This is a genomic window from Chitinimonas viridis, from assembly GCF_030409555.1.
Taxonomy (GTDB): Bacteria; Pseudomonadota; Gammaproteobacteria; order Burkholderiales; family Chitinimonadaceae; genus Chitinimonas; species Chitinimonas viridis.
The window spans coordinates 573945-599054 of sequence record NZ_JAUFPU010000004.1; the positions used below are offsets into that span (position 1 = coordinate 573945).

Below are 25110 nucleotides of genomic sequence, written 5' to 3' on the forward strand. Positions count from 1 at the left end.
CAGACAGGCAAGGAACTCAAATAGCCTGCCGCAGTCCCTACATCGCCCCCGGTTATTCAGGTTAGAATCGCCGCTTTCTTATCTTCCGCCCATCACGGATTCTTCATCATGCTGAATGGCAGTCTGGTCGCAATCGTGACCCCGATGTTCGAGGACGGCAGCCTCGATTTCGCCAGCCTTGAAAAGCTGGTCGAGTTCCATATCGCCGCTGGCACCGCCGGCATCGTCGCCGTCGGCACCACGGGTGAGTCCGCCACGGTAGACGTGGAAGAACATATCGCCGTGATCAAGGCCGTTGTCGCCGTTGCCAGTGGCCGCATCAAGGTTATCGCTGGTACGGGTGCCAATTCGACCCGCGAGGCCATCGAGCTGTCCCGTCGCGCCCAGGAAGCCGGTGCGGACATGACCCTGTCGGTCGTGCCCTACTACAACAAGCCCACCCAGGAGGGCATGTTCCAGCATTACAAGGCCATCGCCGAGGCCGTCGCCATTCCCATGATCCTGTACAACGTGCCTGGCCGCACCGTTGCAGACATGAGCAACGACACCATACTGCGCCTGGCCGCCATCCCGAATATCGTCGGCGTGAAGGAAGCCACCGGCGATATCGCCCGAGCCGCCGATCTGGCCATGCGCGCGCCCAAAGGCTTTGCCCTGTATTCGGGCGACGATGCCACCGCCCTGGCCTTTATGCTGATGGGTGGCCATGGCGTGATTTCCGTCACGGCCAATGTCGCACCCCAGCTCATGAGCGAGATGTGCGCTGCCGCCCTGCGTGGTGACCTGGTTGCCGCCCGTGCCGCCAACGACAAGCTGCAAGGTCTGCACAAGCATCTGTTCATCGAAGCCAACCCCATTCCGGCCAAGTGGGCCTTGAACCAGATGGGCATGATGCCAGCCGGCATACGCCTGCCCCTGACTCCACTGACTTCCGCCAGTGTTGCCCCCGTGCGTGCTGCCATGCAGCAGGCCGGTATCGAAATCTAAGGGTTATCAACGTCATGATTCGTTCTACTCGTACCGTGGCCGCCATTACGGTTGCCCTGCTGGCTGCCGGCTGTGCCAACACTACTTTCCGCGTGCCCTTCTTTGGCAGCGACGAAGAAAAGACCCCCGAATACGCCCAGGCGCGCAAGTCGATACAGCGCAAGGATCTGGAAGTACCGCCCGACCTTGCCACGCCCGGCGTCAACAACACCTATGACATTCCCGGCCTCAGCGGCGTCACGCTATCCGCAGCCGGCCAGAAGGCCCTGGAATCCGGTGCCGTGCTGCCCAAGTTCGACAAGGTGAGGATGGAATCGGCCAGCGGTCAGCGCTGGCTGGTCGTCAGCGCCCCGGCCGAAACTGTCTGGCCGCAGGCCCGCCAGTTCTGGCTGGACCAAGGCTTCAAGCTGACCATAGACAACCCCTTGGCCGGCATACTGGAAACCAACTGGGCAGAAGAACGCCCCGAGCTGCCCGTCGGCACCATCCGTGCTGCCCTGCAGCGTGGCTTGGGTACGCTGTACTCCAGTGGCATGGTGGATCAGTACCGTATGCGCATCGAGCGGGGTACCGAGGCCGGCACCACCGAGATCTACATCAGCCATCGCGGCATGGAAGAGAACTTCATCGGCGCCAACCGCGAAGACACCCGCTGGACCAAGCGCCCCGCTGAACCTGCCCGCGAAGCCGAGCAGCTGAAGAAGCTGCTGGTACGCCTGGGCGTGACGGCCGATACCGCCAACCAGGTGGTCAACAGCACCACCACGGCAGATAGCAGCAGCACTACTGCAGCCACCAGCAGCGGCGAGCGCGCCAGCATGATTACTATGGCCGATGGCAAACAGGCCATCCAGCTGGCCGAAGGCTTCGACCGTGCCTGGCGCCGTGTGGGCCTGGCACTGGAACGTGCCGGCTACAGCATCAGCGACCGCGACCGCTCGCTGGGTGTGTACTACATCCGTCCGGGTGTGATGCAGACCGCCAAGGAAGGTAGCAGCTTCTGGGATACCCTGGCCTTCTGGAAGAGCGAAGAGAAGAAGGTGGATGCACCGCTGAGCTACGAATACGTGGTCATCGTATCGGGCAAGGACAGCCGCACTGTCGTGCGCGTGGGCGGCAAGGATGGCAATGCCCTGCCAGACACTACCGTTGGCAATGTGCTCAACCCTTTGATAGGCGAGTTGCGCTAAACCGTGCAGGGCCGCCTGCACCGCCGTACCCGCCCCAAGGTCTTGCATAGACCCTTTTGATATCGGGTAGCAGCAGTCAGTCTCGAAACGCGCCACCTCTTGCTGAGGTGGCGCGTTTTTTATTACCCCCGGGCGCCTACCCACCCTGCCCCATCCCGCTTATTGGCCTGGCCCCCACCTTGCCAAGGTTGGGTGCGACGTCGATTTCATCGCGGCTGCGCCGTAGTGTGTCCGCCTGCAACAGGGCGATGAACTGTGCGCAACACCCCTACCCAACGGGCTTGCGCCGTTTGTAGGCGATCATTTACTTACTACAAACTTACTTATTGCTTACCAATTTCTTACCGATGCTTGCATTTAGCTTACAGCACTCCTATGCTGACGCCACTGGTCTGTAAGTGGACACATAAACGACGGACATCGCTGTCCAGGGCCAGGCAAACCAATAGACAATGTGACAAAGGAGACAACATGCATAGCTTACAAGGACTTCTTGCGCTCAGCGCAAATGTCATTGTCATTTCCATGGCTTCAAACCCGGCTATCGCAGCCGATTACACCCAAGGCATCGCCGAATCCGGCAGCACGGCCACCATCTGGTTCAAGTCCAGCGTCAATACCACTTGGGCGGATGTGCACTATCGCATCAATGCGGGACCGCAACAGAACGTACGCCTCAACTATGTGGGCGCCAACAGCCGCTATGAACTGCCGCTCAGCAATATCAGCGCCGGTAGCCAGCTCAGCTATTGGTTTACCTACAACAACGGCATGCCCGCATACGATACCCCCAGCACCACCCACACCTTCGCAGGTGGTGACGATGGCGATGGTGACACCGGCACAGCCATAGACCTTGGCCCCAACGTCAAGGTTTTCGACCCCACCATGCCCGCCACCGCCATCCAGTCAGCCGTGGATGCCGCCTTCAATGCGCAGCTGCGCAGCCCTACTGCGCAGTTCGGTTCGCAACGCCATGTCTTCCTGTTCAAGCCAGGCCGCTACAACGTCTGGGTAAACACCGGCTTCTATACCGCCTTGGCAGGCCTGGGCCGCAACCCTGGCGATGTCACCCTGGCCGGCGCAGTGAATGCCGACAGCGGCTGGAACCACGGTGACGAGAACAATGCCACCCAGAACTTCTGGCGCTCGGTCGAGAACCTGTCCATCGCCCCTAATGGCGGCACCAACCGCTGGGCGGTGTCGCAAGCCGCGCCCATGCGCCGTGTCCATATCCGGGGTAACCTGGTCATGAGCCCCTCCAATAGCGGCTGGTCCAGCGGTGGCTATATCGCCGACAGCAAGATCGATGGTGTGGTGGCGACCGGCTCGCAGCAGCAGTGGTACACCCGCGACAGCAATGTGGGCAACTGGTATGACGGTGTGTGGAACACCGTGTTCTCGGGCGTCACCGGCGCCCCCGCCCAATCCTTCCCCTCACCGCCCTATACCACGCTCGCCACCACGCCCATCTCCCGGGACAAGCCCTACCTCTATCTCGATGACGCAGGCCGCTACAGCGTGTTCGTCCCCACCCACAGGATCAATGCGGTGGGTGCCAGCTGGTCAGGCGGCAGCACACCGGGCTACTCCCTGCCGCTCAGCCAGTTTCATATCGCACGCCCGGGCGACAGCGCAGCCGCCATCAACGCCGCGCTCGCCAGCGGCAAGCACCTGTTCTTTACGCCGGGCGTGTATCAGCTCAACGACACATTGCGCGTCACGCGGGCCAATACCATCGTACTGGGAATCGGCTTCCCCACGCTGATCCCCCAAGGCGGCGTCAATGCCATGAGCGTGGCTGATGTGGATGGTGTGCGCCTGGCCGGCCTGGTGTTCGATGCCGGGACGGTCAACAGCGCTGCCCTGCTTACCGTCGGCACGCAAGGCGCTCAGGCCAACCATGCGGCCAATCCCATCAGCGTGCAGGATATCTTCTTCCGCATAGGCGGGGCACTGCCGGGCAAGGCCACCACCAGTCTTATCGTCAACGCCAACGATACCCTGCTCGATCATATCTGGGCCTGGCGTGCCGACCACGGCAGCAGCCCAACCGGCTGGGACATCAACACCGGCGATACCGGCCTGGTTGTGAATGGCCACAATGTGCTGGCCACTGGCCTCTTCGTCGAGCACTACAAGAAGTACGAGGTGATCTGGAATGGCGAGAACGGCAGGACCATCTTCTTCCAGAACGAAATGCCCTACGATGTTCCAAGCCAAGCCGCCTGGACCAGTGGCCGGGGCAACGGCTGGGCAGCCTACAAGGTGGCCGATGGCGTAAAGAAGCACGAGGGCTGGGGCATGGGCAGCTATTGCTTCTTCAATATCGGCGGGCAGAACACGCATATCAACGCGGCCCGGGGCTTCGAGGTGCCGGTCACGCCCGGTGTACGCCTGCACAATGTGTTCACCGTCTCGCTGGGCGGCAACGGCACGATCTCGAGGGTGGTCAATGACAGCGGTGCGGTCACCGGCAGTTCCACCACCCCCAGCAATGTCCTGAACTACCCCTGATACACATCGGCTGCGTACATCGGTGCGCGCCCCCACACGCGGCGATCCCCCACGGGGGCTCGCCGTGTTCCCCGCAGATTTCGCTGATAAGGAACCGCCATGTTCATGTCGTTCAAACCGCACGCGCTATGTCTCGCCCTCTCCTTGCTCGCCGCCTCGCCTTGCCTGATGGCCGAGGATTTCTCCAATGGCGTCAGCCACACCAGCGGCAGCAATGCCACCCTCTGGTTTGATTCCAATGTGAACACCAGTTGGGTCGATGCCCACTACCGCATCAATGGTGGTGGCCAGCTCAATGTCCGCATGCACTACAACCCGGCCAGCGGTCGCTATGAGACACCCATCCCGGCAGGCATAGGTAGCGTGGTGACCAGTTGGTTTACCTATAACAATGGCCAGCCCGCCTATGACAGCCAGCCCGTCACAATCACGCTGGGCAGCCCGACGCCGCCCGGCTCCACGATAGATTTCCCGGCCCAGGGCACCACCTTCAACCTGGTCAATGGCACCAAGGGCGCCTATGCCGACAACGCCGTGTACTGGACCATGGTAGGCATGGATCCCACAAAGCAGGATGCCTACGTGCATGTGGACTGTGCCGGCAACCTGGTGCCCATGCAGCCGGGCGACAACCAAGCCAGCGGCACCGGCTACGCCAACTACTCCATCCCCCTGTCGCAGTGCAAGCGCGTCACGGTGCGGCAGATCAAGTCGGCACGGCTCTATCTCAGCGTGGGCAGCCCGCTCTTCCTGCGCGCCAACGGCAACCCGGTCAACGGCTACGCCGGACCGAACATCGACAATCCGTCCGACCCCAATATCCCGGTCATCTTCGACTTTGTCGAAATGCACCTCGACAACCAGGCCTTCTTCGGCAACACCACCCGGGTTGACATGTTCGGCTTCCCCGTCCGCATGCGGCTGCAATCCAAGAGCGGCTTTGACCAGACGGTGGGCGAGACCGAATCACGCGCTGCGCTGTTCAATGCCTACAGAGCACAGACTTCGGCGCCGTTCCAGCAACTGGCACGCTCGCCCTACCGCATCGTCGCACCCACCCACGGTGGCTTTCAGGCCGGCGGTCCGTACAGCCAGCATCTCGATGGCTATATCAACGCCATCTGGTCCCAGTACAGCTGGCAGACCCTGACAATAGACACCGCCCTCGGCACCTTCACCGGCCGTGTCGTGGGCAACCAGTTCCGCTTCAGCGACGCCCAAGGCACCTACTACGTCAACGGCAAGCCAAGCACCGCCCAGACACTGGCCTGCAATGGCGTGTTTGCCGACGCCACCCACGCCGCACCGGGCGTGGCTACTGCCAAGCAGCTGCAAATCCAGGCCCAGTTGTGCGCAGCACTGAACCGCACCGTGGCGCACGATGCCAAGCTGTGGTCCAGGGCGGACAGCTTCTACCAGCAACAGGCCACCAACGAGTACTCCCGTTTCTGGCACGCCCACAGCATCAACGGGCTGTCCTACGGCTTCTCCTACGACGACGTGCGCGAGTTCAGCTCTTCGCTGACTGCCGCCAATCCCAGCATCGCCACCATTACCGTAGGCTGGTAAGCCATGCCGCCGCCGGCTCCACAGCGAGCCGGTGGCGCTACTCCTGGCCGCTTGTGCAGGTAGAGTCCAACCCATCCCGACCCACCGCAGGCAGCCGTCCAATCACGCCATTGTCATTTATTCCATTGCCATCGCTGTGGCAGCCGCTACACTGCCGCGCTGGTCGCCCAGGCGATCCTTTTATATATGCAAGGGAGTAGGAAATGAAAAAGCACCTGATTGCCGCCATGTTTGCCGCCACCACGCTGGGCACCGCAGCCCAGGCCGGCGGCCTGGACAGCCTGCTGGGCGATAAGAACAAGATGGGCGCCGTCTCTGATCTGGTCAGCGCCGCCACCATCAGCGACAGCGACCTGAAGAATGTAACGCAGCAATACGTAGCCAGCTCCGACAAAAAGGAAAAGGTCGCTCCCGCCAAGGACAAGTACGCCAAGCGCCTGGCCAAGCTGGTGGCCAAGCACCAGAACGAAGACGGCATGAAGCTGAACTTCAAGGTCTACCTCTCGCCCAACGTCAATGCCTTCGCCACCGCCGACGGTAGCGTGCGCGTCTATTCCGGCCTGATGGACCTGATGACCGACGACGAGCTGCGCGCCGTGATCGGCCACGAAATCGGCCACGTCAAGCTGACCCATAGCCTCAACGCCATGCGTACCGCCTATCTGGCCTCCGCCGGCCGCAACCTGGCTGCCTCGCAGGGCGGTGGCATCAAGCAGATGGCCGAGTCCGACCTGGGCGCGCTGTCCGAAGCCTTGCTCAACAACAGCTTCTCGCGCAGCCAAGAGACCGATGCCGATGACTACGGCTTCGCCTTCATGCAAAAGCACAAGTACCCGCCCGCCGCCATGGAAAGCGCCTTCCGCAAGCTGGCCGGCGACGGCGGCAAGCAGACCGGCCTTGATGCCATGCTGTCCACCCATCCCGATCCGGAAAAGCGCGCCAATCGCGTGAAGGACAAGATGGCCGGCAAGTAAGCCACCATGTTGTAGCACCGCAGGGGCGCAGATTGCGCCCCTGTTGCATGGCAGCGCGACTGCACCTGTCGACACGAGCAAAACTGCGCTATCGTTCGCGCCTCTCTACCGTGCGCCTGGCCATGCATCCCCTCAAAAAGCTCCTGGGCTATGCCCGCAACTACCGCAGCGACTTCCGTCTCGCCGCGCTGTACTCGGTCATCAACAAATTCTTCGACGTCCTGCCCGAGGTACTGATCGGCGTAGCCGTCGACATCGTGGTCAATGGCGAGAAGAGTTTTCTGGCCAAGCAGGTACTGGGCAGCTTTGGCATCACCGACACCTGGCACCAGCTGCTGCTGCTGGGGGTGGTCAATGTCCTAATCTGGGGCGGCGAATCGTTCTTCGAATACCTCTACTCCATCAAATGGCGCAAGCTGGCCCAGGATCTGCAGCATGACTTGCGGCTGGACGCCTACCAGCATGTACAGAAGCTGGAGATGGCCTATTTCGAGAACCAGCGCACCGGCAACCTGATGTCCATCCTGAACGAGGACATCAACCAGATGGAGCGCTTCCTCAATGGCGGCGCCAACCAGATCATCCAGGTGGTGTGCTCGTCCATCATGGTCAGTGCCGTGTTCTTTGCCCTGCAGCCTACCCTGGCCATCATCTCGCTGCTGCCGGTACCCGCCATCCTGTTGGGGGCATTCTGGTTCCAGAAACGGCTGGCGCCGCGCTATGCCGAAGTCAGGGTGGCCGCAGGCGATGTCAGCGCCCGACTCAACAACAACCTGCTGGGCCTGGCCACCATCAAGGCCTTCGCCAGCGAGAACTTCGAAGCCAAGCATATCGAGGAGGCCAGCAATGGCTACCGCGAGGCCAACAGCCGCGCCATCGCCGTCAGCTCGGCCATCACCCCCGTCATACGCATGGCCATCCTGGCAGGCTTTACCGCCACCCTGGTCTACGGCGGCTGGCTTACCCTGCAAGGCGAGCTGGCAGTGGGTGCCTATTCTGTCCTGGTGTTCCTGACCCAGCGTCTGCTGTGGCCACTGACCGGCCTCGCCGAGGTAGCCGACATGTACCAGCGTTCCATGGCGGCCATCGACCGCGCCATGAACCTGCTCAACACCCCCATCAATATCCCCTACGAGGGCCGCCACTTCCCGGCAACCGGGGTAAAGGGCGAACTGGTGTTCGAGAACGTGGGTTTTGCCTATGGCGAGACCCCTACCCTGCAAGCTATCAACCTCACTATCCCGGCCGGCCGCACCATCGCCTTCGTGGGCAGCACCGGCTCGGGCAAGTCCACCCTGGTCAAGCTGCTACTGCGCTTTTACGATGCCCAGTCAGGCCGCATCCTGCTGGATGGTCAGGCCATCTCCGAACTGAACCTACAGGACTTGCGCCGCTGCATGGGCTATGTGGCGCAGGACAGTTTTCTGACCGATGGCACCATCGCCGACAACATTGCCTATGGCTTGCCTGATGCCAGCGAAGCCGCCATTGCCGCCGCCGCCCAGGCGGCCGAGGCCACCGAGTTCATTGCCAAGCTGCCACTGGGCTTTGCCACCCGGGTAGGCGAACGCGGCCAGAAGCTGTCTGGTGGCCAGCGCCAGCGCCTGGCGCTGGCTCGCGCCATACTCAAGAACCCGCCTATCCTGATACTGGACGAAGCGACCAGCGCGGTAGACAACGAAACCGAGGCCGCCATCCAGCGCAGCCTGGACATCGTCAGCCGCGACCGGACCACCATCGTCATCGCCCATCGCCTCTCCACCGTGCGCCAGGCCGATTGCATACACCTGCTGGAAGGCGGTCGCATCGTCGAAAGCGGTACGCATGAGCAATTGCTGGCCCACAACGGTGGCTATGCGGCGCTCTGGCGCCTGCAGACGGGCGAGCGTATCGGCCAAAGCTGAGTGGCGACAACACCCCACTGGCCGAATACCAAACCCGGCGGGGTGATGTGCGCAACACTGGCCAACTGTTTGATTAATTAAATATTCTCTTAATCACCGGCCCGGTAGAATCCCGCCCGCGCAACCGGCATCCGTTTCGGCTGCGTTGTCTATAAGGGAATACCGTGAGAGAGAAACAAACTACGTACTGCGTTGCACTGGCACTGAGCCTCGCCGTCAGCAGCGCCTTGGCCGCCCCTGGCAGCCGCAACCCCGATCATTTCGAGTTCGACGCCACCCTGTCGGCACCCTATGCCGGCCGCGATATCAACGGCGCACGCACCTTTGCCCTGCAATTTGATTACCCCGGCGCCCATTACCTGCAGACCGTGGCCTGGCGCCTGGAGCTGCTGGACCCCAAGGGCAAGCTGGTCGAGCGCTGGGACGGTGAGTCGTCCTATCTGGGCCGGCCATTGACGGTGGAAGTCCCCTGGGCCGGCCGCAGCGGCAAGCATGCTGGCCTGCCTGACGGCACCTACAGCGTGCAACTGCATGCCACCGTGGCCGATCCCGTCCTCGCCCGCAGCATTGCCGGCAACACCAGTGCACGGGTAAGCCGCCTGCTGCAGACTGCCGACGATCACGACCGCAAGCTGCAGCGCTGGGATATCCGCGTCGGCAATCCGGCCAAGCCGGCCATGCCCCGCTTTGCCGGCCTGCCCACCGTGCAGCGCAAGGGCGGCATGCGCATACAGGCAGCCCCCGCTACCGGCTCGCTGCCCTATACCGTCTACTACGGCAACCTGCACAGCCAGACCAATGATTCGGATGGCGGCGGCGCCATCGGCAGTTGCACTTCTTCGCAGCCCGCCCAGACAGGCCAGTACGGCCCGGCCGATGCCTTCAGCTACGCCCGCAATGCCGGCCTCGACTTCCTGATGACCTCGGAGCACAACCATTATTTCGATGGATCCTCCAGCACCAATAGCGCAGCCAATCCCACCACCGCCCGCAACCGCTACCAGGCCGGCCTGGCCGCGGCCAGCAACCACAACACCGCCAACCCCGATTTTCTGGCCCTTTACGGCATGGAGTGGGGTGTCATCAACAACGGTGGCCACCTCAATATCCTGAATGCCCATGAGCTGCTGGCCTGGGAGTACAACAGCAGCAACCAGTTGATCGGTGACCGCTTTGTTGCCAAGAACGACTACGCCAACCTCTACGCCACGATGAAGCAACAAGGCTGGATAGGTCAGTTCAACCACCCCGAGCGTAGCGGCCAGTTCCTGATCAATGGCACGGCGCTGGGCTATGACGCCAATGGCGACGAAGTCATGGTGGCGACCGAGATCATGAATACCTCGGCCTTCTCCTCCAACACCACCGAGACCGAGACCGGCCGCAGCAACTACGAAAGCGCCTACAACATGCTGCTGGAGCGGGGCTACCATGTCGCGCCCACCACCAACCAGGACAATCACTGCGCCAACTGGGGCACCAGCTACACCAACCGCACCGGCGTACTGATCCCCCAAGGCGCCGCCTTGAACCTGGCCAGCTTTGTCGAAGCCATGCGCGCACGCCGGGTGTTTGCCAGCATGGACAAACAGTCGCAGCTGATCTTCACCGCCAATGGCCACATCATGGGTGCCCGCTTCAGCAACAGCGGCCCGCTGACGCTGACAGCCAACTTCGCCAACAGTGCCGGCCGTAGCGTGACCCAGGTGCAGATATTCGAGGGCGTGCCGCGGCGCAATGGCACCGTCACCCTGTTGTCCACCGACGCAGTCACCACGGTGACGCCAGCCGTTGGCGAGCACTTCTACTACGCCAAGCTGACTCAGGACGACGGCAAGGTATTGTGGTCTGCCCCAGTCTGGGTCAACCAGACTTCGGGTGGCGGCGGCACCGATACCACGCCCCCTACTGTGACAGCCACCGTCACCGGCAGCAGCGGCAATATCAGCCTGGCCGCCAATGCCAGCGACAATGTTGGCGTCAGCAATGTGGAGTTCCTGGTCGATGGCAGCAGCAAGGGTAGCGACAACAGCACGCCTTACAGCCTGGTACTGGACAGCACCACCCTGGCCAACGGCAGCCACACCCTGGTGGCCCGCGCCCATGACGCCGCCGGCAACAGTGCCAGCAGCAACCCGGTCAGCTTCAACGTCAGCAACAGCACCGGCGGTGGCAGCCTAGCCGAGACCGAGTCCAACGGCAGCCTCAGCAGTGCCAACGTGGCAGCACGCACGGTCAGCAGCATCAATGGCACCATGGGCACGGTCAGCGACAAGGACTACTACAAGCTGACGCTGAACCCCGGTGAAACCCTGCGGGTGAACATGAGCGGCCCCACCGACAAGGACTATGATCTCTACCTGGTCAATGGCAGCGACAGCACGCTCAAATCATCGCTCGGCAATACCTGCACCGAGAGCCTCAGCTACACCAATGGCAATGCCAGCCAGACCGTCTACCTCAAGGTCATCAGCTACAAGGGCAGCAGCAGCAGCCAACGCTATACCCTGACGCTGAGCTACACCGGCGGCACCGCCAGCATCAAGCGTTAACCCACTCCGGGTAAGGTGGTACACCCACCGCCACACAGCAGGGGCAAAGGCGCCACAACGCCCTTGCCCCTGCCTTGTTTCGATTGCCGACCCGAGCAAGCGCCTGTCTATAATGGCCCCAGATGCCAACAACAGCGGAGACAACCATGAGCAAGTGGACAGCCTTTCCCCATGACGCAGCCGCCTTCGACTACGACGGCGACAAGCTGTGGAAACAGTGGGAACGCCTGCACGCCGGCGATCAGGAGCCCTGGCCAGAAGATGAAGCCAGCCAGGAAGCCTGGCGCGCCTACCATCGTGGCGATTTTCAGAATGCCGTGGCCCTGGGCCTGAAATCCGAAACCGGCTCGGGCATGAATGCCGCCAACAAGGCACAGAGCATCTACGCCACCTATCTGGTGGAAGACGAGGACGAGAAGAAAGAGCTGTTCGAGGAAGTCGCCGACCGCGCCGAAGTGGCCGCCAAGGAGAATCCCAACAACATCAATGCCCACTACCAGCACGCCTATGCACTGGGCCGTTACAGCCAGGCCATTTCCATCGCCAAGGCACTGACCCAGGGCATCGCCAGCAAATGCAAGGCCAGCCTCGATAAAACCCTGTCGCTGGCCCCGGAGCATGCCGAAGCACATATCGCGCTGGGCGCCTACCATGCCGAGATCATCGGCAAGGTCGGCAGCATGGTGGGCTCCCTCACCTACGGCGTCTCCAAGGATGCATCCGAAGCCCACTACGAAAAGGCGCTGGAGTTGATTCCCCATTCCGCCATTGCCCGCATCGAATACGCCAACGGCCTGCTGACCCTCTATGGCAACAAGAAGGTCAAGGACGCCACCAAGCTGTATGAAGAGGCCGCCGAATGCCAGCCCTTGGATGCCATGGAGAAGCTGGACGTGGAGTTCGCCAAGTCCGAGCTGACTGACGATTGATGCGCCCGCTTCCCTGCCCTGCAGGCAGGGAAGCTGCGTGCCATGCCTGCCGCCCATCCCGGGCTATTGCGTGCAACCCAACCATAGTGTTAGTCTCTAGAAAGAGATTACGGATACTCCAGCAATGACCCAACACCAACTCGATCACTGCCAAAGCAACGCTGCCCTCGTGGCCGCTGGCGCCCGTGCACCCTTTGCAGATCGCGCATTGCTGGCAATGCCGTACTAGCCTTTTGAGCACTGCTCGGGAGGCTGAACGCCTACCCGGGTAGCAGTAACACCCCGACCCCGGTAGGCCTCAAGCCACCGGGGTTTGTTTTTTCTTTCACAGCAGGAGTGCGCCATGCGTACTTACGACAAGTTGATCGCCGTAATTTGGTCCAGCCAAGGGAGCAGAGGCTTGCGCTCGCCCTTTGGCACGAACCTGGTGACCACGGTACGCCCTGCGCACTGTGTCGCCTCCCCGCAAGATACGGCCTAGCCCTATCCTCGGCATCCATGCCGGACGGGGCTGTACAGCACCTATCCGGTTGGAAGAACCACCCCGGAATTGGTGCAAACCCTCCGGGGTTGTTTATTGGAAGACACAGATCATGGAAGACAGAAAACTACGCAATATCGGCATCATCGCTCACGTCGACGCCGGCAAGACCACTACCTCCGAACGCATCCTGTTCTACACGGGCGAGAACTATAAAATGGGCGAAGTCCACAAGGGCGCCGCCACCATGGACTACGACCCGCAGGAAAAGGCACGTGGCATCACTATCAATAGCGCCGCCACCACGGTCTTCTGGCAAGGCACGCAGATCAACCTGATCGACACGCCTGGCCATATCGACTTCAATATCGAGGTCAACCGCTCATTGCGCGTGCTGGACGGCGCAGTGGTGGTATTCGACGGCGTCGCCGGTGTGGAGCCGCAGACTGAGACAAACTGGCGCCTGGCCGACAAATACCATGTGCCGCGTCTGGCCTTCATCAACAAGCTGGATCGTACCGGCGCCGACTTCCTGCGCGTGGTTGGCATGATGCAGCAGCGCCTGGGCATCATCCCCCTGGTGCTGCAGCTCCCCATAGGTAGCGAAGGCGAGTTCCGTGGCCTCATTGATCTGGTTGAGATGCGCGCATTGCTGTGGTCGGCAGACCATCTGCCCGTGCCCTATGAGGTGGCAGCGATACCGGCTGCACAACTGGAACTGGCCCAGCACTATCGCAAGCTGTTGGTTGAATCCACCGTGGAGTTGGATGAAGACTTGCTGGCGGCCTACCTTGACGGTGCCGACCCCAGTGCCGATGCGCTACGCCAAGCCATACGGCGTGGCACCATCGCCGGCACCTTTGTGCCGGTGCTGCTGGGCTCGGCCTATCGCAACAAGGGGGTGGAGCCGCTGCTGGACGCCGTCAACGCTTACCTGCCGGCGCCCGGCGAAGTCCTGGTGGCCAGTGAGCACGATATCGCGGTGGATCCTAACGGCCCCCTCGCGGCACTCGCCTTCAAGGTGCAGCACGATGATCACGGCATGCTGACCTTCACCCGGCTATACCGTGGCCGCCTGGCGGTGGGTGACATGGTGCTCAATGCCACCAATGGCAAGCGCGAGCGGATCGCACGGCTGTACGAGATGCATGCCAACCGCAAAGTGGAGCGTAACTTCGCCATCGCCGGCGATATCGTCGCCATTGCCGGGCTCAAGGCCACGGTAACCGGCGATACGCTGACCGCGCTGGCGCATCCACTGGTGCTGGAACGCATCGATACACCGGAGCCGGTGATCGATGTGGCGGTGGAACCCAGGACGCAGGCCGACCAGCAGAACCTGCTCAAGGGTCTGCAGGCCCTGCTGTCCGAGGACCCCAGCCTGCATCTCAAGCAGGATCACGAGACCGGTCAGACCGTGCTGTCAGGCATGGGCGAGCTGCAACTCGAGGTCACGCTGGAGAAGCTGCGTAGCCGCTTCAAGGTGGAGGTCAACGTCGGGCAGCCGCAGGTGGCTTACCGCGAAACCATCACCCAGGCTGCCACGGTGCGCCATATGCACAAGAAGCAGACTGGCGGCCCCGGCCAATATGCCGAGGTGGAACTGTTGGTAGAGCCGCTACCCCACGGCAGCGGCTTGGTATTCGGCCACCAGTTGACCGGTGGCGCCATCCCCCGCGAGTTCATCCCCGGGGTGGAGGCTGGTGTACGCAACACCGTCAAACAGGGCGTGGTCGCAGGCTACCCAGTGGTCGACCTCAAGGTCACCCTGGTGGATGGCAGCTACCACGAGCGCGACTCTTCGCCCTTGGCGTTTGAGCTGGCGGCTGGTGCGGCCTTGCGCGAAGCACTGCGCAAAGCGGCCCCGGTGCTGCAGGAACCCCTGATGGCCGTGGAAGTGGTAACACCGCTGGACCATGTGGGCGATGCCATTGGCGATCTGAACCGTCGTCGTGGACAGGTTCGCGAGCAGACCATGCGTGGCAATGCCGTCGCCATTGCTGCCCATGTGCCGCTACGTGAAATGTTCGGCTACATCGGCCAGTTACGCGCACTGACAGCCGGCCGTGCCAGCTTCACCATGCAATTCGACCACTATGCGGCTGTGCCTGCCCATGTGGCCAGCGCTGTCACCGGCTAACCCGGCTGACAAACTCAAAGGCGGACACCTCGGTGTCCGCCTTTTTATTGGCCGCAGCAGGCTGCAGCCCTACGCCTTGGATACCCACCTACTTCGGCAGCTCATATCCATACGACTTCACAATCCTATCGAAGCTCCCATCCTTCTTCATCGCCTCTAGCGCAGCCTTCCAGGTCTCGGCTTCCGCCTTGTCAAACTTGAGTGAGGCCCCCAGGTAGATACTGACCCTGCTGGCCACCGCGCCTCGCTTGAGCTGCTTGGCATCCAGGCCCGCCGCACGCTGGCCCTGCAGCGCTGAATTCCAGGCGGCCAGCCAGGCGTCGATCCGGCCATTGGCCAGCTTCTGGGCATTCATCTCCTCCTTCACCACATCTTCAATCTTGGTAAAGCCCTTGGACTTGGCTATGCCCGCACCCACCGAATCACGCATCACTCCCACGGTAAGCGCCGGATTGAAGCTGCTGACATCCACCTTGCTGGTGGCATGGCCTATCAGCACGAATTCCTCATCCACCAGACCAGTCACCCACTGGTAGCTGGCTTCGCGCGCGGCATTGCGGCCCAGCGGTATCAGCAGCACATTGGCTTCGGTTTTGCCTGTCTCCAGCATTCGGGTAAAAGGCTGCACATCGATCTTGCCAGAATGCCCCACCCGCTTGGCCATCTCGCGCACCAGGTCGGCTGCAACGCCCTTGACCGCGCCTTTTTCCATGTAGACAAAGGGCGGTACTTCACCCGCCACGATACGCGCCTCACCCCAGGCCGGCAGCAGTGCAAGGCCAAGAGCAAAGGCAAACAGCTGGGAGAGAGACAGGCGCATGGAGGACTCCAGATAGGGTGTTTGATTTGCTCTGGGTTATAGCCGCTACAAACATGAAAAAGCCACCCCGAGGGGTGGCTACACGCTGAGCGGGTCAAGGCCATGCTGATCAGGCTGCGGACAGATGCGCCCGTATCACCTCGGCCAGGGTCTTCACCCCTTCCTCGATCTTGTCGGGCGACGCGTGGCTGAAGTTCAAGCGCAACTCGTTGGACACACGGTCGGTAGCATAGAAGGGCTTGCCTGGCATAAAGGCGACCTTACGATCTAGTGCCGGTTGCAGCAGGCCATAGCTGTCGATGTCAGCCTTGAGCTTCAGCCAGAAAAACAGGCCACCGGGCGGCACAGTCCAGTCAGCCAGGTCATGGAAATGCTTGTCCAGGGCAGCAGCCATGATGTCTCGCTTCTGGTGATAGAAATCACGCAGGCGGGCAATATGGGCCGGATACTCGGCCGAGGTCAGCAGCTTGTGCATGGCCCACTGGCCCTGCCGGTTGGTATGCAGGTCGGCAGCTTGCTTCAGCTTGTAGAAATGCGGCATCAAGCTGGGGTGGCAGGCCAGATACGCCACGCGCAGACCCGGGATGGCCGTCTTGGAGAAGGTGCCGAAATGCACCCAAGGTGCCGACTTCAGACGGGAACAGATCGGGGCACGGTCGCACTGGTCATACACCAGCTCGCGGTAGGGCTCGTCTTCTAGCAGCACCACATTGTGCTCATCGAACAGATCGGCCACCCGCTGCCGGGTAGCCTCGTCATAGCAGACGCCCGACGGATTCTGAAAGGTGGGGATCAGGTAGGCAAAGCGGGGCTTCTCGCTCTTGAGCTTGCGTTCCAGCTCTTCCAGATCAGGGCCATTGGGTGTCAGGCCCACTTCCACAAAACGGGCGCCGAACAGGCTGAAGCACTGCACGGCAGCCAGGAAAGTCGGCGCCTCTACCAGCACCGGTGTGTCGTGATCCACAAACAGCTTGGCCGCCAGATCCAGGCCCTGCTGCGAGCCGGTCAGTATCAGCACATTGTCGGCCGTCACCGGTACGCCGTTCTTGCTCATCTCGGCGGCAACCGCCTCGCGCAGCCACTTCTCGCCTTCGCTGGGGCCGTACTGGCTCAGGCCATCAGGCAAGCCATTGAAATCGAGCTTGGGCATGGCTTCGGGGGCAGGCAGGCCACCGGCAAACGAGATCATGTCAGGCTGGTTGGCCACAGCCAGAATCTCGCGTACCAGCGAGCCCTGCAGACGGGAAAGGCGTTCGGAAAACATGGGCATTCCGTAGTATTGAAGGGGAAACTACGCACCCTGAACGAAAAAACGCACCGCCACAAGTGACGGTGCGCATTCGTATGCCCCCAACCGTACCGGCCCGTCCAGGCTACCGCACGCCGGCACGGCCTATCGCCAGGCTAGCAACAGCCGCATCAGGCGTGCTTGCCAGCCTCGCTCTGCATCCGCAGCACCGCCAGATGCAACTCAGCCAGCTCGGGATCAGGCGGGCAATCCACCACGCTCAGCAGCGTTGCCAGTACCAGCTTCTCAAACTCCTCACCAAACCGCTCAATGATCCGGGCGGGCTCGGCCACCAGCTTCTTGTCTGTCATCACGCCGAAATTGACCCTGTCGTTGTACGAAAGGATGGACACCCCCATGCCTATCTCACCCGACTGCGGCACCCAGAACTGCAGGTCGCTCACCTTGTTACCCGCCATGTAGATCGGATCGCGCGGGCCGGGTACATTGGTCATGACGGCGGTGGATTTGGTGCTGAAATACTCGATGGCCGGCTGCTCGACGATATTGGGCAAGGAGCCCACCACACTGAGCAGACCCAGGGTAATGATGGCATCGTAGCCCCCCTTGATCTCCTCCATGCGACGCTTGACCTCATACACCCGCTCTATCGGGTTGGCCACGCCTATGGGTAGCGGCAGGAAGACCAGACCAAAATAATTGCCCAGCTTGTCCAGCTTGCTCTCAGGCCGCAGGTTGACCGGCACCGAGGCGCGGATGTCGAGGCCATCCACGTTCTGCCCCTTCTCCACCAGATAGGCCCGCAAGGCTCCCGCCACGCACGACAGCAGCACATCATTGATGGAACAACCCAGCGCCTTGCCCACATGCTTGACCTCGGGCAGCGGCAACGATTCGGACCAGGCGATGCGCTTGGCGGTAGAGAGCTTGCCCTTGAACTTGGTACGCGGGTCGGCCGGCATGGCCGCCAGCTTGGCCAGCCCCTGGCTGATGGCCAGCCCCGTCTGGGTGTACTCGGCTATCTTGCCCGGATTCATCATCAGGCCGTAGCTGGTCCCCAGCACCTTGCCATAGCTCTTCAGCACCCCGGCGTACATCTTGGCCACCGGCTTGTAGAGTCGCATGAAGGGATCGTCTGGTTCCCGTTCGCCAGCCTGGAACTTGAGCTTCTTCGGCGCTGGCGCACTATCGCCGTCGGCTTCCTTGTCGGTCAGCGACAACAGCACCTGTATCAAAGCGATGCCATCGCCGATGCAATGATGTATGCGCGCAACGAGTGCGCTGCCACCTTGGTAGTTCTCAACCAAGTGGAACTGCCAAAGCGGCTTGCCGAAATCGAGCGGGGTGGAAATATGTTCGTTGACGAAGGCCTCCAGCTCAGGCTTTCCCGCATCCCCCGGCAACGCCACCCGATGCAAGTGGTTGTCGATATCGAAATCCGGGTCGCTTTCCCATGCGGCGTTGGTACCCGTACGTACCACCCGCTGCTTGAAGCGCTGGTACTTCAGCAGGCGGCTTTCCAGCACGCCGCGCAGCCGGGCAATGTCCATATGGCCCTCAAAGAACATGATGCCGGTAATCACCATCAGGTTGGTTGGCCTATCCATGCGCAACCAAGCCGTGTCAACGGCCGACATTGATTCCTTGCCCGAACCAAAGAGATTCAACAGCATATTTCCCACCCTGTGTCTGAATTGTGGTTGTTGTTTACGAGTCGGACGACCGCTCGCTTGACGTTGCTCTCGGAGGATTATAGAACACAGCTAGTCGCCGCCGACCACTACACGGTGCGGCTTACGGGCACGTCAATCGCCCAGACTGCATACGCATACGAATAACGAGGAGCAAGCCCCATGACTTATTTCGTGACCGGTGCTACCGGTTTTATCGGCAATAACCTCGTCCAGACTCTGCTGAAGAAACGCAAGGGCAAGATCTACGCGCTGGTACGCAAGGAATCGCTGGAAAAGTTCGACAAGATCAAGGAACGCTGGGGCAAGGACGCTGATCGCGTCATCCCGGTGGTCGGCGAGCTGGGAAAGACCCAGCTAGGCGTCTCCAAGAAAGACATCGCAGAGCTGAAGGGCAAGATCAAGCACTTCTTCCATCTGGCCGCCCTGTACGACCTCAAGGCTACCGCCGAGGAACAGCTCGAAGCCAACGTAAACGGCACTCGCCACGCAGTGGAGTTCGCCGAGGCCGTCGAAGCCGGCATCTTCCATCACACCAGCTCCATCGCGGCCGCCGGCCTCTATGAGGGCGTGTTCTCGGAAGACATGTTCGAAGAGGCAGGCAAGCTCAACCATCCCTACTTCCGCACCAAGCACGACTCCGAAGCCATCGTCCGGCGCGAATGCAAGCGCCCCTGGCGGGTCTACCGGCCCGGCATCGTGGTCGGTAGCTCCAAGACCGGCGAGATAGACAAGATCGACGGCCCCTACTATTTCTTCAAGGTCTTGCAGAAAATGCGCAAGATCCTGCCGCCCTGGATGCCTGCCATCGGCATAGATGGTGGCCGCATCAACCTGGTACCTGTGGATTACGTGGTCGAAGCCATGGACCACATCGCCCACCTCAACGGCCACAACGGCGGCTGCTTCCATCTCACCGACCCCGATGCCAAGCGCGTGGGCGAAGTGCTGGCCATCTTTGCCGAAGCCGCCCACGCCCCCAAGCTGACCGTGCGGCTCAACCCGGCCATTTTCGGCTTTGTGCCGTCGATGATACGCCAGGCCATCAGCTCGCTGACTCCCGTGCGCCGCGTGCGCGATGCAGTCATGCGTGATCTGGGCCTGCCGCCCGACATTATGAACTTCGTGTCCTACCCGACGCGCTTTGACAGCCGCCAGACCCAGAAGCTGCTGGCCGGCACCGATATCAAGATCCCGGCACTGGAAGACTATGCCTGGAAGCTGTGGGACTACTGGGAACGCCATCTGGATCCGGATCTGTTCATCGATCGCTCGCTGTCCGGCGTATCGCGTGGCAAGAACGTGCTGATCACCGGCGGCTCCTCCGGCATCGGCCAGGCAAGCGCCATGAAGCTGGCAGCAGCCGGCGCACACGTCATCATCGTGGCACGCGACATGGAGAAGCTGGAGGCCACCAAGAAGGAAATCGAAGCCTGCGGCGGTAAATGCTCGGTGTATTCCTGCGACCTGTCCAGCCTCGATGCCATTGACGAGCTGGCCAAGAAAGTACTGGACGAGCACGGCCACGTGGATGTGCTGATCAACAACGCCGGCCGCTCCATCCGCCGCGCCGTTGAAAACAGCTATGACCGCTTCCACGACTTCGAGCGGACCATGCAGCTCAACTACTTCGGTAGCCTGCGCCTTACCCTGGCCCTGCTGCCTAGCATGAGCACCCGCAAGAGCGGCCATGTGGTCAATATCTCCTCCATCGGGGTGCTGACCAACTCGCCACGCTTCTCGGCCTATGTGGCCTCCAAGGCAGCCCTGGACGCCTTTACCCGCTGTGCCGCCAGCGAGTTCTCCGATCGTGGCGTCTACTTCACCACCATCAATATGCCGCTGGTGCGCACCCCCATGATCGCCCCCACCGACATCTACAAGAACATGCCCTTCATCATCAGCCCGGATGAAGCGGCAGACATGGTGGCACAGGCCGTCATCTACAAGCCCGTACGAGTGGCGTCGGGCCTCGGTATCTTTGGCCAGATGATCCATGCCCTGGCACCACGCGTGGCACAGATCATCATGAACACCGCCTATCGCATGTTCCCCGACTCCTCCGCCGCCCAGGGCAGCAAAGAAGGTGGTCGCGCTCAGGAACTGAGTGCAGACCAACTGGCGTTCATGCAGATCATGAAGGGCATACACCTGTAAACCTACACGGCCATGGCAGCACAATGAAATAGGCAGGTGGTTCCCCACCTGCCTTTTTCATTGCCGACCCTGGCCGCGCGACCGCGCCTTTACGGACGCCATTCAGCCGCAAGCTAGCCGAAATGCTGCCCCAGAAAACCCTTCACTTCCGACTCTATCCTGGGCTTCAATGCCATCAGCAGGAAACCCAGCTTGGCGTCTACCACCACCTCATCTGCCGCCACAGTCAACTGACCAGAAACACCAGGACGCTGGAAGTGCAAGACCTCCCCCTCCCAACGGTAGTCCATGCCGAACTCCTGCTTCATCTGCTCGGCAACTTCACCAGCCAGCTTAAGTGCCTCGTCGTGCGGCTTGCTGTGGGGGTACTGTATATGTATCGACATGTGCTTGCTCCACCGTACTGTTTATCAGTGCGCAACCGCCACCACCGGCAAGCTGCTTTCGAATGCTGTGTAGCTTAGCGCCAAATCCGCCGCCTGCCAGCCCTTCGTAGCCATTCTCCGGAAAATTCTTCATGAGCCCTCAACTCGTACCCCGATCTCCCATAGCCTCACTAGCCCCAGAATCTGCGAGGCATCCCGAGTAGATCGCACACGGCCTAGCCTGACCTTGCACCACTATTACTACACCGGCTACCCTGACCACAACTCGAACTGACTGCAGCCTGAGCTGGAAGCAACTGGGTTTTGAATATTTTTAAGGACTCATATGACCATACACATCATCCAGCTCGGCAGCCCTCGCCTACCCAACGAAGGGCTGCGCATCGGCACGGTACGTCGCCCGCCGCGCGGCGTGCCCAAGACCGAGTTTGCCAGCCGCAACTATTACGATACCTGGCTGCCCAACCTTGCTCCCAGTAGCGAGCTGATGGCCTTGGGCAAGGCCGCCGTCAGCGAAGCGGACTGGGCAGGATTCAAGCGCCGCTTCCGCGCCGAGATGAATGAAGCCGATGCAGCCAGGGTGCTGGATTTGCTGGCGGCACTTTCGAACCAGAGTGAGCTGGCCATAGGCTGTTATTGCGAAGATGAAGCCCGTTGCCATCGCTCGGTGCTGAGAGAGCTCCTGGCAGAGCGGGGTGCACGCTTGGCAGAGCTAGCAACAGATTCACCACCCCATACCCACACTTGATACCTATACGCCGCCAGAAAGCCACCATGAACCCTGACAGCAAACCAACCGCCTCCCTACTCACCATAGGTCTGATCGGCGGCATGAGCTGGGAGTCCACTGTTCCTTACTATCAGTACATCAATCAGGCCGTGCGGCAACAACTAGGTGGCTTGTACTCAGCACGAATCGTGCTCTACAGCGTGGACTTCCATGGCATAGCCCAATTGCAGCGCGATAACGCGTGGGATGAAGCAGGCAGGCAATTGGCCAGCGTTGCACAAAAGCTGGAGGCAGCAGGCGCAGATCTGCTGGTGCTGTGTACCAACACCATGCACAAAGTGGCCGATATGATCACGGCAGCCGCCAATATACCCTTGCTGCACATAGCCGACCCCACAGCAGCCGCCATACGGCAAGCCGGCATGCAAACAGTGGGGTTGCTCGGCACCCGCTTTACCATGGAACAAACGTTCTACCGCGACCGCATGCAACAACAAGGCATAGCCGTACTGGTACCGGACGCCCCCGACCGCGACATCGTCCATCGCGTCATCTACGAGGAGCTGTGCCAGGGCATTGTCGACGACTCATCCCGGCGTGAGTACCAGCGCATCATCAAGCAGCTTAAGGATCAAGGCGCGCAGGCCGTGATCCTCGGCTGTACCGAGATCAGCTTGCTGATCGGGCCTGAGCACGCAGCCGTACCCTTGTTCGATACCACTCGCCTGCATGCCTACGCAGCGGCCAGCATGGCAATGTCCACCAACGCGGGCTGAAGCGGCCTAGCGCCACGCGCCCTCATTCACCGCCTGGCGGAGCCAAAGGCCGTAATGCAATCGGTGCAGACATCACGATAGAGGTACGCGTCTCGCCAAAGTGATTGATGCTACCCACGAACTGCTCCAGGTGGCGGATATTGCGTGTCACCACCCGCAAGATAAACGAATCCTGTCCGGTGACATGCAAGCACTCCAGCACCTCCGGCATGCTCTGCAGCTGGGCAATCAATCTAGCCTTATCGGGCTGGGCCGTGGTCATGCCTACCAGGGCCATCACGTCGTAGCCTACCGCCTCGGCCGACACCAGCGCACGATAACCCCACACTACTCCAGCCTCTTCCAGGCGCTTCAAACGTTCCGATGCTGCCGGCACGGATAGCGCCACCTTGGCCGCCAGCTCCGTCAGCGAGATACGTCCATCAGCCTGTATGGCCTGCAGTATTTTCCAGGACTTGCCATCGATCTCCATAAAATCCCCATGTAATCGCAGAATACTCAAAAGAATTTTAGGCAAACATCCAAAAAATCCTTAAGGACACTATTCAAGCACGGGTCACAGGCTTGGACAATCTATCCATACAACCTGGAGCCCACTCATGGATACCCCCCTCTTCCTGAAAGCTTGTCTGATCGGCCTCTCCATTGCCGCCCCGGTAGGCCCCATAGGCCTGCTATGCATACAACGCACGCTGCAGCATGGCGCCCGTACAGGCTTTGCCAGCGGCCTGGGTGCCGCTGCGGCAGATGCCTGCTATGGCGCTATCGGTGCACTGGGCATCACCAGTCTGACCCGGGCGTTCACCGCATTGACCTTGCCACTGACGCTAGTCGGTGGTGCCATGTTGATCTGGATGGGCATAGGTATGCTGCGCAGCAAACCACCCGCTGCTGCTGCAGAGGTCAAACACGGCAGCCATGCCAGCGCATTCGCCTCGGTCTTTGCCCTGACGCTGACCAACCCCATGACCATACTGTCGTTCGTCGCCGTCTTCGCTGTGCTAGGTCAAGGCCAAACAAGCAGCATCAGTCAGGCGGCGCTCATGGTCGGTGGCATCTTCACCGGTTCAGCCTTCTGGTGGCTAGGCCTGGCATGTGGGGTAGCCGCAGGTAGGCACCACCTTAAACCGCCCTACCTGCGCTATCTAGGCCAAACCGCCGGGCTCTTGCTGATCGGCTTTGCCTGCTGGCAATTGATCAGCCTGGTGGCCTGATGTATCCGCAGGGCGAAAACCATGTAGCGCCCGTGCACGCTCCTCCAGGCGAGGCAGATGGTCACACCAGATCAACACAACCTCCTCCATTCTGATGATTCGAATCCACCCAAGCCCTGACTAGACTTCCTGGGATCGAGGGCCGTTGCAGGCACCGGCCAGACACAGCAATCAGGAGGGATTGATGCCACAGACGTACAAGCAACGATATGACCGCTATAAAAAGGAAGTGGATGCTGCAGTCGGCAGGCCACTCGGAAAGTGGGGGCAGTTCAAGGCGTTTTTCGCACCCAATAGCTTGAGCACGGTTCGCAAGCAAGCCATAGACAACGCCAGGAACGCCAAGCGGGCAGCTGTCACACGGGAAGATCAGGCGAACCGGCTATACCAGACGCACAACATCATAGGCAGAACCCAGGCACCCGGTCAGCGACCAACCATTTACTACCGCACCAGCAGCGGCACTTTCGGGCATATCACCCAGGAACATGGTATCGCCAACAATATAGGTCGCGAGCCCGCACGCAAGGACCCCAGATACAACTTTGGCAATACGGGCCCCCACGGCGTACTGGAAGAGAGAATAGGAAACCGGGTGGTACACACATCCCGTAACCCCTTTATGCCCGCCGTAACGGAAGGCGATCGCCGGGCTCTGCAACAGGCCCACCGCGATTTTCCCGATATCAAGGATAGGTATTAGTCGACGTTAGCCCCGGCAAGATCAGGTCAAGAAGATCCAAGATCCGACAGGTCCTACGCCCCTGCCATCCCCAAACCCAAACCCGCAAAGCAAAAGCCCCAGACTCTGCTGAGTCTGGGGCTTTCAAGGGGAGCCTGGCGG

The 25110-nt window shown here is 61.0% G+C and carries 19 protein-coding genes; 14 read left to right on the forward strand and 5 right to left on the reverse strand.

Features of this window, described 5'->3' with window-relative positions:
• Nucleotides 1-108 precede the first annotated feature (108 nt).
• The 9 genes from dapA (at nucleotide 109) to fusA (ending at nucleotide 15243) form a co-directional block, all read left to right on the forward strand.
• Nucleotides 109-987, forward strand: a complete 879-nt coding sequence (dapA, locus tag QWZ03_RS06820) for a 4-hydroxy-tetrahydrodipicolinate synthase (protein WP_290332026.1) — start codon at nucleotides 109-111, stop codon at nucleotides 985-987.
• A 14-nt stretch (nucleotides 988-1001) separates the two neighbouring features.
• On the forward strand, nucleotides 1002-2177 hold the full coding sequence (bamC, locus tag QWZ03_RS06825) for an NlpB/DapX family lipoprotein (protein ID WP_290332027.1): 1176 nt from the start codon (nucleotides 1002-1004) through the stop codon (nucleotides 2175-2177).
• 471 nt (nucleotides 2178-2648) lie between these two features.
• Nucleotides 2649-4694, forward strand: a complete 2046-nt coding sequence (locus tag QWZ03_RS06830) for a pectate lyase-like domain-containing protein (protein ID WP_290332028.1) — start codon at nucleotides 2649-2651, stop codon at nucleotides 4692-4694.
• A 99-nt stretch (nucleotides 4695-4793) separates the two neighbouring features.
• A complete protein-coding gene (locus tag QWZ03_RS06835) occupies nucleotides 4794-6263 on the forward strand; it encodes a glycoside hydrolase family 64 protein (RefSeq protein WP_290332030.1) in 1470 nt (489 codons plus the stop codon).
• A gap of 203 nt (nucleotides 6264-6466) precedes the next feature.
• Nucleotides 6467-7237 carry a M48 family metallopeptidase gene (locus tag QWZ03_RS06840; RefSeq protein WP_290332031.1) on the forward strand — a complete coding sequence of 257 codons (771 nt, stop codon included), beginning with the start codon at nucleotides 6467-6469 and terminating at the stop codon, nucleotides 7235-7237.
• 122 nt (nucleotides 7238-7359) lie between these two features.
• Nucleotides 7360-9141 (forward strand): ABC transporter ATP-binding protein, encoded by a 1782-nt coding sequence (locus tag QWZ03_RS06845; RefSeq protein WP_290332032.1) that lies wholly within the window; start codon nucleotides 7360-7362, stop codon nucleotides 9139-9141.
• Nucleotides 9142-9305: 164 nt separating this feature from the next.
• Nucleotides 9306-11693, forward strand: coding sequence for a CehA/McbA family metallohydrolase (locus QWZ03_RS06850; protein ID WP_290332034.1), 2388 nt, complete (start codon nucleotides 9306-9308; stop codon nucleotides 11691-11693).
• A gap of 146 nt (nucleotides 11694-11839) precedes the next feature.
• Nucleotides 11840-12622 carry a tetratricopeptide repeat protein gene (locus QWZ03_RS06855; protein WP_284197932.1) on the forward strand — a complete coding sequence of 261 codons (783 nt, stop codon included), beginning with the start codon at nucleotides 11840-11842 and terminating at the stop codon, nucleotides 12620-12622.
• A 593-nt stretch (nucleotides 12623-13215) separates the two neighbouring features.
• Entirely contained in the window at nucleotides 13216-15243 is a 2028-nt protein-coding gene (gene fusA / locus QWZ03_RS06860) for an elongation factor G (RefSeq protein ID WP_290332035.1), read from the forward strand.
• Between the two features lie 88 nt (nucleotides 15244-15331).
• On the opposite strand, the gene QWZ03_RS06865 is transcribed toward fusA, so the two are convergent.
• The 3 genes from QWZ03_RS06865 to QWZ03_RS06875 all read right to left on the reverse strand — a co-directional run bounded on the left by QWZ03_RS06865 (nucleotide 15332) and on the right by QWZ03_RS06875 (nucleotide 18985).
• Nucleotides 15332-16063, reverse strand: a complete 732-nt coding sequence (locus tag QWZ03_RS06865) for a substrate-binding periplasmic protein (RefSeq protein WP_290332036.1) — start codon at nucleotides 16061-16063, stop codon at nucleotides 15332-15334.
• Between the two features lie 109 nt (nucleotides 16064-16172).
• Nucleotides 16173-17327, reverse strand: coding sequence for an aminotransferase-like domain-containing protein (locus tag QWZ03_RS06870; protein WP_290332037.1), 1155 nt, complete (start codon nucleotides 17325-17327; stop codon nucleotides 16173-16175).
• Between the two features lie 155 nt (nucleotides 17328-17482).
• The gene (locus QWZ03_RS06875) at nucleotides 17483-18985 is read right to left on the reverse strand and encodes a WS/DGAT/MGAT family O-acyltransferase (RefSeq protein WP_284197928.1); all 1503 of its coding nucleotides are present in this window, start codon (nucleotides 18983-18985) and stop codon (nucleotides 17483-17485) included.
• A gap of 180 nt (nucleotides 18986-19165) precedes the next feature.
• Between QWZ03_RS06875 and QWZ03_RS06880 the strand changes: the two genes are divergently transcribed.
• Nucleotides 19166-21160: an SDR family oxidoreductase gene (locus QWZ03_RS06880; RefSeq protein WP_290332038.1), complete on the forward strand. Its 1995-nt coding sequence runs from the start codon at nucleotides 19166-19168 to the stop codon at nucleotides 21158-21160.
• 113 nt (nucleotides 21161-21273) lie between these two features.
• Here the strand turns inward: QWZ03_RS06880 and QWZ03_RS06885 are convergent, their stop codons facing one another.
• Nucleotides 21274-21546 carry a polyhydroxyalkanoic acid system family protein gene (locus QWZ03_RS06885; protein WP_284197926.1) on the reverse strand — a complete coding sequence of 91 codons (273 nt, stop codon included), beginning with the start codon at nucleotides 21544-21546 and terminating at the stop codon, nucleotides 21274-21276.
• A 325-nt stretch (nucleotides 21547-21871) separates the two neighbouring features.
• Between QWZ03_RS06885 and QWZ03_RS06890 the strand changes: the two genes are divergently transcribed.
• A complete protein-coding gene (locus tag QWZ03_RS06890) occupies nucleotides 21872-22294 on the forward strand; it encodes a DUF488 domain-containing protein (protein WP_290332039.1) in 423 nt (140 codons plus the stop codon).
• 26 nt (nucleotides 22295-22320) lie between these two features.
• Nucleotides 22321-23052: an aspartate/glutamate racemase family protein gene (locus tag QWZ03_RS06895; RefSeq protein WP_290332040.1), complete on the forward strand. Its 732-nt coding sequence runs from the start codon at nucleotides 22321-22323 to the stop codon at nucleotides 23050-23052.
• Between the two features lie 22 nt (nucleotides 23053-23074).
• Here QWZ03_RS06895 and QWZ03_RS06900 read toward each other — a convergent pair whose 3' ends face one another.
• Entirely contained in the window at nucleotides 23075-23524 is a 450-nt protein-coding gene (locus QWZ03_RS06900; RefSeq protein ID WP_290332041.1) for an Lrp/AsnC family transcriptional regulator, read from the reverse strand.
• A gap of 127 nt (nucleotides 23525-23651) precedes the next feature.
• Here QWZ03_RS06900 and QWZ03_RS06905 point away from each other — a divergent pair, with 127 nt between their 5' ends.
• Both QWZ03_RS06905 and QWZ03_RS06910 read left to right on the forward strand, forming a co-directional pair.
• Complete coding sequence (locus QWZ03_RS06905) at nucleotides 23652-24266, forward strand: LysE family translocator (protein WP_290332042.1); 615 nt, start codon at nucleotides 23652-23654, stop codon at nucleotides 24264-24266.
• Between the two features lie 184 nt (nucleotides 24267-24450).
• Nucleotides 24451-24969 carry a hypothetical protein gene (locus tag QWZ03_RS06910; RefSeq protein ID WP_290332043.1) on the forward strand — a complete coding sequence of 173 codons (519 nt, stop codon included), beginning with the start codon at nucleotides 24451-24453 and terminating at the stop codon, nucleotides 24967-24969.
• Nucleotides 24970-25110: the final 141 nt, after the last annotated feature.